This is a genomic window from Cupriavidus sp. UYPR2.512 (genome assembly GCF_000379565.1).
Classification (GTDB): Bacteria; Pseudomonadota; Gammaproteobacteria; order Burkholderiales; family Burkholderiaceae; genus Cupriavidus.
Genome location: NZ_KB902870.1, coordinates 1 through 9,662 on the forward strand (window position 1 = coordinate 1; position 9,662 = coordinate 9,662).

The window sequence follows — 9,662 nt, forward strand, 5'->3', positions numbered from 1 at the left end:
CTAGGGGACCAGCTTGGCCGGGATTTCCATTCGCTGCTTCTATCATTCCTGAACAACGCGACACTAAACCAGATTCACTCTCAACTGCGACGGCGCGAGTCACTGATTAACGCGATGTTCCGGGTCGGTTTCGACTACTGTCAGTTGCGGGACGAGCACGGTAAGCTGGTGGAGTGTCTTGAGAAGAAGGATGCTGCCGCTGCGAAGGAGCTTTTGGCGTCTCATTACAATCTGGTCATTCGGGGCTATCGCTTCGACGCGTCCGCGCCCCCCGAGATTGATCTCAAAGCTGTTTTGGCCGCCTAAGCCCCCACCTTTGCCTCCAGGCCGCGCTCGTCGCGGCTTCGGCCTTCTCTCCGCCGGTTCCGGCACTTTTCACAGCTAGGTATTTTCCCCGAGTGCAAACTGCTTTGCGCTTTCGGTTCTTCTGTTATACATTCTGGTATACCAGTTAAGTAAACTAACAAGCCATAGCAGGAGGCGGAGTGAAAGCAGATCAGTTGCTGTTCGAGGATTGGCATCCCGTTGCGGCGCTGGAAGACGTTCTTCCAAGCCGGCAATACCAAACGCGGCTTCTTGGCCGCCCAGTCAAATACAACGTGCGGCCCGACGGCGACATTGAAGCCGCCTGGACCGATGAAGGCATCGACCGGCCGATGCTAGCTAGACGGAAATATGGCGCACTGTGGCTATCGTTCGCAGCGGCGCCCCGCGACCTTTTCCCGGTTCCAGAATTTGCGGAATCGGATCGCCGAATCGTCAGTGCTGGTTCAACACGGGTGAACGTGTCGGGTCTACGGGCCATCGAGAACTTCCTTGATATGGCGCACTTCCCGTTTGTTCATACGGACATCCTCGGTGCCGAACCGATGACAGAAGTGCTGCCATACAACGTCGTCATTAATGAGGAACTCGACGAAGTCATCGCTACCGAATGTCGCTTCGCTCAACCGAAGGCGTCGGCTACCGCTGTGGAGCCGATTGAGACGCAATACACCTATCGTGTGACGCGGCCAAACATCGCGATCCTCTACAAGACCTGCCCGCCGGCGCCCGAGCGTTGGGACGTCTTGTGTCTCTTCGTCCAGCCAGTCGATGAAGACTGGTGCATCGCACACACGATCATGTGCTATGTGGATGACATTAATTCGGATGAGCAGCTTCGTCGATTTCAGCAGACTATCTTCGGCCAGGATCTGATGATCCTGATCAATCAGGTTCCGAAGCGTTTGCCTCTGGCGGCGAGCAGGGAGAACCCGGTACGCGCCGACGTGCTTGCCACCGCGTACCGTCGCTGGCTCCGCGAAAGCGATCTGCACTATGGCGCAATCCGCGACTAAGCCAACAAAACTCAGGTCTCCAAAATGAAATCATTCGACACCAATCGCTGGTATCCGGTTGCCAGCGCTTCGGATCTCCCGTCGCGCCACGTCTACCAGACCAGCTTAGCGGGTCAGGAACTTGCCGTCTGGCGAGACGACAATGGCATCGTGAACGCTTGGGAAAACCGCTGTCCCCATCGCGGACTTCGGCTGACGCTGGGCGTGAATTTGGGACACGAACTCCGTTGTCAATACCACGGCTGGACCTATGAGACCGGCAGCGGTGGTTGCACTTTCGTTCCCGCACATCGTGAGGCCACCGAGCCGAGTTCGGCATGTGTCCCAACCTTTGCGGTTCGTGAGAAGGACGGTCTGGTTTGGGCCTCGCTCGGCACGCCACTTGTCGAACCAGAAGCCCTGCAAGGGGGCAACAGCGCCCACGTCAGAACGCTACTTCGTAGTCTTCCATTCAACGTCCCACAGGAAGAGATCAGCGACGCACTGCTTTCCCAGGTCAACAAATTCGCCGAATGCGTCGGTGGTGGCGAACTACGAGCTGAAGTTGCGGCAGATGGCATCATCAAGATGCAAGGGGGACAGGATCAAAAGGTAATCATATTCTTCCTGCAACCGTACTCGAGCCATAAAGCTGTCGTTCACACAATGGTGTTTGCTGCAGGAACAGCAACGCTGGCATTCAAAACGCAGTTCTCGCAGGTGTTCACGGAGTTCCGTCGATCAATTGAAGCGAGCCATGTCAGTGCGCCGAAAATCGAACAGATCCGCACGGCATTGACGCCCGCGACAGACGTGCCTGCCGTCGTTGTTCCGTTCCCACGCGCTGCCTCGACGGAGTTCAAGTGTGTTGTCACGACGCGCTTGCAGGAAACAGAAGACATCATTTCGTTATGGCTGAAGCCTGTGGGCCGAGCACTGCCGCAGCTTTCACCGGGTATGCATATCAGCGTCACCACACCGGCGGGTCCTGTTCGACAGTACTCCGTTGTCAACAGTCCGGACGAACGTGAGGCATTCATCATCGGTATCAAGCGTGAGCCGGCATCTCGTGGTGGCTCGCAATCTATGCATGAGCAAGTCGCAGAAGGGACAGAGCTCGCGATCACTGTGCCACGCAATGCATTTCCTCTTCTCCGGAATGGGAAGCGCCCCGTCCTTATTGCCGGCGGCATTGGGATCACGCCCATTCTGGCGATGGCGCAGGCTTTGCACGCCAATGGTGAAGCCTTTGAGATGCACTACTTCGCTAGGGGGGCTGAACATATCCCATTCGGAGAGCGCCTCCGAGCGCTCGGAGTGAACCTCCATGTGTATGCCGGTCTGGATGGGGAAGCCACGCGCGCGAAACTTCAATTTGCATTCGCGGCCGTCGACCCTTCCCAAACAGAGGTCTACACATGCGGACCTGCGGCCATGATCAATTGTGTAAGCGACGTGGCTGCCGCGCGAGGCATCGCAGAGGAGTCTATCCGCTTCGAACTGTTCAAGAACGAGGACGCGCCCACTGGCGGTGCCGCGTTCGAAGTGGAGCTGGCCAAGTCCGGAAAGTCTTTCACGGTTTCATCAGACAAGAGCCTACTTAAGGCGTGCTGGGAAAACGGTGTGAACATCGAAGCGTCATGTGAGCAGGGCGTCTGTGGCACCTGCATGACTGGTGTCCTGAGCGGCGACCCGGAGCACCATGACACCTATCTCTCCAAGCAGGAGCGGGACAGCGGCAAGTGGATCATGCCCTGCGTATCGCGCTGCAAGAACGGCAAGATCGTTCTGGACCTTTGATGAGAACCCCGATGATTACCCTTTACGACTACGAACTGTCAGGCAACTGCTACAAGGTTCGTTTGCTGCTGAACATCCTGGGCGTGGAGTACCAGAACGAGCCGGTCGAGTTCTATCCAAGCAGGCAGCACAAATCCGATGCATTTTTGCGAATCAATCCGCTGGGGCAACTACCCGCGTTGACCGACGGTGACTTCGCGATCCGCGACGCACAGGCCATCTTGGTGTATCTCGCCAAGCGCTACGACAAGTCCGGCCTCTGGTACCCGAGTGGCGACGCGCGTCTATCTGGCGAAGTGCAGATGTGGTTGTCCTTTGCCGATAGCTTGACCGGATCCATTTCGGCAGCACGGTTGCACGATCTCTTCTTCTTCGACTTCGATGCCGAATCATGCCGGAGACGATCTCATGAGCTGCTGCGAATTCTTGACGAGCATCTCTGGCAGCGAGAACAGGCAGGCGGAAGATTCCTCTGCGATGCAGCGCATCCTACGATTGCCGATATCGCGTGCTTTCCCTATATCGCGCTCTCCGACGAAGGCGGCGTGTCGCTGGGAGACTATCCCGCTGTACGGCGCTGGACGGATCAGGTCAAGCGCGTTCCCGGCTTCATCGTGATGTCAGGGGTATTCCCTGCGTCGCGCCAAGTTGAAGAGCCCGCGACAGCTGTGGCCTCGATGCGTTAAACGCACGACCAGTTCGCTATGGCGTCGCCACTGAAATTGGGATGACGTGACATCCAGTGCGGACTGGTCATTTCTCGATATCTCAACCGAAAAAGGTACATGTAAAGATGAAAACGAAAGCTGCCATCGCGTGGAAAGCTGGCGCCCCTCTCAGCGTTGAGGAAGTGGACCTGGCAGGCCCGCGCGCAGGGGAAGTTCTTGTCGAAGTCAAGGCCACAGGGGTCTGCCACACCGACTACTACACGCTTTCCGGCGCGGATCCGGAAGGTATTTTCCCCGCGATCCTCGGACACGAGGGTGCAGGGATTGTCACGGAAGTGGGCGCTGGCGTTACATCGCTCCGGCCCGGGGATCACGTGATCCCTCTCTATACGCCGGAGTGCCGCCAATGTAAGTTCTGCTTGTCGCAGAAGACCAACCTCTGTCAGTCCATTCGTGCCACCCAGGGCAAGGGTCTGATGCCGGACGGCACGGCTCGATTCTCGATCGATGGGCAGCCAATCTTCCACTACATGGGCACGTCGACGTTTGCCAACCACATCGTTGTGCCGGAGATCGCCCTCGCCAAGATCCGTCCGGACGCGCCGTTCGACAAGGTTTGCTACATCGGTTGTGGCGTGACGACAGGCGTGGGAGCCGTACTGTTCACCGCGAAAGTTGAAGCCGGGGCGAATGTTGTTGTCTTTGGCCTGGGCGGCATCGGCCTCAACGTCATTCAGGCGGCAAAGATGGTCGGTGCGAACAAGATCATCGGTGTGGACCTGAACCCGGCGCGCGAAGCGATGGCCAGAAAATTTGGAATGACCCACTTCGTCAACCCGAAGGACGTGGAAAACGTGGTGGATCACATCATTCAATTGACGGATGGCGGTGCAGACTATTCCTTCGAATGCATCGGTAACACGAAGGTGATGCGTCAGGCACTGGAGTGTTGCCACAAGGGCTGGGGCAAGTCGATCGTCATCGGCGTTGCCGAGGCCGGTGCGGAAATTTCAACGCGACCGTTCCAATTGGTGACTGGCCGTGAGTGGAAAGGCTCTGCCTTTGGGGGGGCTCGCGGGCGCACTGATGTGCCGAAGATTGTAGACTGGTACATGGAAGGCAAGCTGAACATTGACGACCTCATTACGCACAGGCTTCCGCTGGAAAAGATCAATGATGCATTCGATCTGATGAAGAGCGGGGAGTCGATCCGTTCGGTGGTCCTTTATTAAGCGCGAAGATGAGCAATCTCAGGTCCGTGTCTGAGCATGCCTGCTTCGGCGGCTTGCAAAGATTCTATGAGCATGCGTCCAAGGAAACAGGGACAAACATGCGGTTCTCGGTTTACCTGCCGCCGAAAGCCATGAGGGGGGAGCAGTGCGCTACGCTCTTCTATCTGGCTGGGCTGACTTGCACAGAGGAGACGTTCGCAGCGAAAGCCGGTGCCCAACGACTCGCCGCCGAGTTGGGGTTGGTGTTAGTAGGTCCAGACACCAGCCCCCGGGGCATTGACATTCCGGGAGACCGGGATAGCTGGGACTTCGGTGTTGCCGCAGGCTTTTATGTCGACGCCACTGATGTCCCATGGGCGGCGAACTATCGCATGTACAGCTACATCGTGCGTGAACTGTTCGACGAGATCATTCAGAATTTTCCTGTGGATCGCCAGCGAGTGGGCATCTTTGGTCATTCGATGGGCGGCCATGGTGCACTGGTTATTGCCTTGCGCAATCCGGACCAGTTCCGATCCGTATCAGCCTTCGCGCCGATCTCTAACCCTATGGTTTGCCCGTGGGGCATCAGGGCTTTCACGAGATACCTTGGCACCGATCAAGGTGCCTGGCGAGACTACGATGCGACTGAACTGATTAAGCGTGGCGGGCGCGCAGTGTTTCCGGGCGGAATACTGATTGATCAAGGGCTCGACGACAAGTTCCTCGAGGAGCAGCTATATCCCGAGGCGCTTCGCACGGCGTGCGAGGTTGCGGGGCAACCACTAAGGTTGCGCATGCATCCGGGCTATGACCACGGTTACTACTTCATCGCTTCGCATATCGAGGACCATCTGAGGCATCACGCCTTAGCCCTGGGCTCATGACGATTTGATCCTTGCAGCGCGTCTCACGCTGCTCCTTGCGGCGTTCCGGTGGGCTCCGTGGCTCCGGAACGCTTTTTTTTGTCGGGAGATTTCATGATTCGCTTACATGATTTTGAGTTGTCGGGAAGTTGCTACGAAATTCGGCTTCTCCTAAACATGTTGAGCGTTCCCTATGAGAAGGTGAACGTCGACCTTGTTAATCAACAACAGGAGTCACCGACCTATCTTGATCTGAATCCGTTCGGCGAGCAGCCGATTCTTGAAGACGGGTCATTGCGACTGCGCAATGCCGAGGCAATCCTCACTTATGTAGCACGCAAGTACGACAAATTTGGGACCTGGTACCCCTCTGATGCGGATGGAGCGGCCCGTATTCACCAATGGCTCGCCACAGCCAGCGGTGATCTCATGCATCTCGCGCGCGCGACGTCTGTGAAGGTGTTCCACTTGCCCGCAAATCTTGGACACCTTCTCGCCCTTTCGCACAGGGTGCTAAGGTTCTTGGATGGCCATCTGGAAAATCGGAAGTGGCTTGAACTCGGCCGTCCGACTATTGCTGATGTCGCGTGCTTTCCTCATATCGCTCTATGCGAGGAAGCCGGGGTGTTTGATCTGAAGGAATACAGGAACGTATCGGAGTGGGTGGAGCGATTCAAGACGGTTCCAGGTTTCGTGCGTATGTATGCAGTGAGCAGTGTCTCGTAAATAGATGTATCCCCTGCCAAGTGCGGATCGGCGATCTGCCATCGTATGACGCGGAAGAGACGAATGCCCGTGCGTCCGAATGCGGAAGCGGCTGACCACGGCGAATGATCAACACAGAATATCGAACACCCCATGCTTATGACCGAGCGAGCCACCGTCGAGTCGATTGCGAAGGATGCAGACATCAGCATTGAATCAAGCCGTGTCAAACAAGGCCACAGACAAGTCGGCAGGTCTATCGTGGCGATGAACGACGGCTGGCGCGATGACATCCGCTTCCTAGGTCGACTGCTGGGGGACTGCGTGCGTGAGCAGGAAGGCGATGCTGCGTACAAATTGGTGGAAGCGATCCGGCAGACCGCGGTGCGGTTCCGCCGTGACGGCGACTGCGTCGCTGGCGCGGAGTTGGATTGCCTGCTCAACGGGCTGTCGCACGATCAGACCATTGCAGTGGTACGTGCCTTCAGCTATTTCTCGCACCTGGCCAACATCGCCGAGGACAAGCACCACAATCGCCTCTGCCGGGTACAGGCGTTGGCCGGTTCACCGCCGGAGCCGGGCAGCGTGACCCGTGCGTTGCAGGACATCGACGTCGCCGGCGTGACTGACGAGCAGTTGCGCGCCTTCCTTGACAACGCATTGATCATGCCGGTGCTGACCGCTCATCCGACCGAGGTGAAGCGCAAGGCTATCCTCGATGCCGAGCGCGAGATTGCCAGCCTGTTGGCGCAACGCGACCTTCCGATGACGACGCGCGAGCTCGACCGCAACACCGCTGAACTGCGCGCACGGGTGTTCACGCTGTGGCAGACCCGCATGTTACGCAACACCCGGCTGACAGTAGTGGATGAGATCGAGAACGCGCTGTCCTATTATCGGGCCACGTTCCTACGGGGTATCCCGCGACTGATGGCCGACATGGAAGATGACATTGCAGAAGTTTTCAAGAGCAAATCCGGTGGCACGCCCGCTTCGTTAGCCCCGTTCCTGCAGATGGGATCGTGGATTGGTGGCGATCGCGACGGGAATCCGAACGTGACAGCCGAGACGCTGGAGCATGCCGCCCAGCAGCAATCCAAAGTCATTCTGCAGTGGTACCTGGACGAAGTGCATGCCCTGGCCGCCGAGCTGCCTCTGTCTTCCCTGATGGTCGACGCAAGCACCGAGCTGCTTGCACTAGCAGAGGCATCTCCGGAGCATTCCGAGCACCGAGCGGACGAACCCTATCGTCGCGCACTGATCGGTATCTATGCCCGCTTGGTCGCCACTGCAGCACGATTGATCGGCCATGCTGCGCAGCGCTTTCCGTCGGCCGACGCGACTCCGTACGATTGCGCCCAAGGATTGGCTGCCGACGTGCAGATTGTGATTGATTCGTTGCGTCGGCATCACGGCAACGCGCTGGCTCATGGCCGCATCGATGCACTGGCGCGCGCTATCTCCATATTCGGCTTCCACCTCGCGTCAGTGGACATGCGCCAGGTATCTGACATACACGAAGCCGTGGTGGGCGAACTGTTCAAGGTGGCGGGCATCGAGACGGATTACGCTGCGTTGTCCGAAGAACGCAAGCTGAAGCTTCTGCTGGCCGAACTACGCCAGCCACGCATGCTGTCGCTACCATATCACCATTACTCGGAGCAGACTCGCAGCGAACTGGCCATCTTCAAGATGGCTCGCGAGCTGCGCGCGCGCTTTGGGGGTCGCATCGCGCGCAACTACATAATCTCGCATACGGAGACACTTTCTGATCTGGTGGAAGTGATGCTGCTGCAAAAGGAATGTGGCATGCTGCGCGGGACGCTTGGCAGCAAGATCGATCCAGCCCGCATGGAGCTGATGGTCATTCCGTTGTTCGAGACCATCGAGGACTTGCGCAATGCCGCTGGCATCATGGAGTCGCTGCTGGATCTCATGGGGTTCGATGCAGTTATTGAGCAGCATGGCATGGAGCAGGAAGTGATGCTTGGCTATTCGGACTCCAACAAGGACGGCGGCTTCTTAACGTCCAATTGGGAACTCTACAAAGCCGAATCGGCGCTAGTGAAGCTGTTCGAGAACCGTCGCGTCAGGTTGCGGCTGTTCCATGGCCGAGGCGGCACCGTGGGTCGCGGTGGTGGCCCGACCTATGAGGCCCTCCTGTCGCAGCCGACAGGCGCAGTGAACGGCCAGATACGCTTAACTGAGCAAGGCGAGATCATCAATAGCAAGTTCGCCAACCCGGAAATTGGGCGGCGCAACTTGGAAGCCGTGATCGCGGCCACGCTTGTCGCGTCGCTGCTGCCAACGCAGAATGCCCCAGCCGAACTGAGCACGTTCGAGGGCACCATGCAGCAACTGTCTGACCATGCATACGGCGCGTATCGGAACTTGGTCTACGAGACCCCGGGCTTCAAGGACTACTTCTTCTCTACCACGCCTATCACCGAGATTGCCGACCTCAACCTCGGTTCGCGTCCAGCCTCGCGCAAGCTGATGGACGAGAAGCACCGCAAGATTGAGGATCTGCGTGCAATTCCATGGGGCTTCTCATGGGGCCAATGTCGCCTCCTGCTGCCGGGCTGGTTCGGCTTCGGCAGCGCGGTCAAGGCAATACTGGACGAACAACCGGACGATACTGCACGTAACGCCTGTGTGGCCACACTCAAGCGTATGGTCAAGACTTGGTCATTCTTCCACACCCTGCTGTCTAACATGGACATGGTGTTGGCCAAAACCGACCTCGCCGTGGCCTCGCGCTACGCCGAACTTTGCGAGGACGCGGCGCTGCGCAAGTCGGTGTTCGCGCGCATCCATGCTGAATGGCACCTGACATGCGAAATGCTATCGCTGATCACGGAGCGCGCCGAGCGTCTGGCCGACAACCCGCTACTTGCGCGTTCGATTCAAGACCGATCCGCGTATCTTGATCCGCTGAATCATCTCCAGGTGGAACTGCTCAAGCGGTATCGCACCAAGAAGGACGCTGGCGACGTGCGTGTATCGCGCGGGATACACTTGACTATAAACGGAGTGGCGGCTGGACTGCGCAATAGTGGTTGAGAGCGCAGGAGCTGACGTCTCATATGCTAG

8 protein-coding genes are annotated in these 9,662 nt (G+C 57.8%); all 8 read left to right on the plus strand.

Annotated features, from left to right (window positions below; genetic code table 11):
• A partial coding sequence (locus A3A5_RS0106700; protein ID WP_018309838.1) for an FCD domain-containing protein occupies window positions 1-306 on the plus strand: 306 nt, incomplete at its 5' end.
• Window positions 307-485: 179 nt separating this feature from the next.
• The gene (locus tag A3A5_RS0106705; protein ID WP_018309839.1) at window positions 486-1,340 is read left to right on the plus strand and encodes an aromatic ring-hydroxylating dioxygenase subunit alpha; all 855 of its coding nucleotides are present in this window, start codon (window positions 486-488) and stop codon (window positions 1,338-1,340) included.
• 24 nt (window positions 1,341-1,364) lie between these two features.
• Window positions 1,365-3,119 (plus strand): Rieske 2Fe-2S domain-containing protein, encoded by a 1,755-nt coding sequence (locus A3A5_RS37785; protein ID WP_035811936.1) that lies wholly within the window; start codon window positions 1,365-1,367, stop codon window positions 3,117-3,119.
• A gap of 11 nt (window positions 3,120-3,130) precedes the next feature.
• Window positions 3,131-3,805 carry a glutathione S-transferase family protein gene (locus A3A5_RS0106715; protein ID WP_018309841.1) on the plus strand — a complete coding sequence of 225 codons (675 nt, stop codon included), beginning with the start codon at window positions 3,131-3,133 and terminating at the stop codon, window positions 3,803-3,805.
• Window positions 3,806-3,912: 107 nt separating this feature from the next.
• On the plus strand, window positions 3,913-5,019 hold the full coding sequence (locus A3A5_RS0106720; protein WP_018309842.1) for an S-(hydroxymethyl)glutathione dehydrogenase/class III alcohol dehydrogenase: 1,107 nt from the start codon (window positions 3,913-3,915) through the stop codon (window positions 5,017-5,019).
• A gap of 8 nt (window positions 5,020-5,027) precedes the next feature.
• Window positions 5,028-5,885: an S-formylglutathione hydrolase gene (gene fghA / locus A3A5_RS0106725; protein ID WP_026200526.1), complete on the plus strand. Its 858-nt coding sequence runs from the start codon at window positions 5,028-5,030 to the stop codon at window positions 5,883-5,885.
• 93 nt (window positions 5,886-5,978) lie between these two features.
• On the plus strand, window positions 5,979-6,590 hold the full coding sequence (locus tag A3A5_RS0106730) for a glutathione S-transferase family protein (RefSeq protein ID WP_018309844.1): 612 nt from the start codon (window positions 5,979-5,981) through the stop codon (window positions 6,588-6,590).
• Between the two features lie 246 nt (window positions 6,591-6,836).
• Window positions 6,837-9,632, plus strand: coding sequence for a phosphoenolpyruvate carboxylase (ppc, locus tag A3A5_RS0106735; protein WP_018309845.1), 2,796 nt, complete (start codon window positions 6,837-6,839; stop codon window positions 9,630-9,632).
• The last annotated feature ends 30 nt before the right edge of the window (window positions 9,633-9,662 follow it).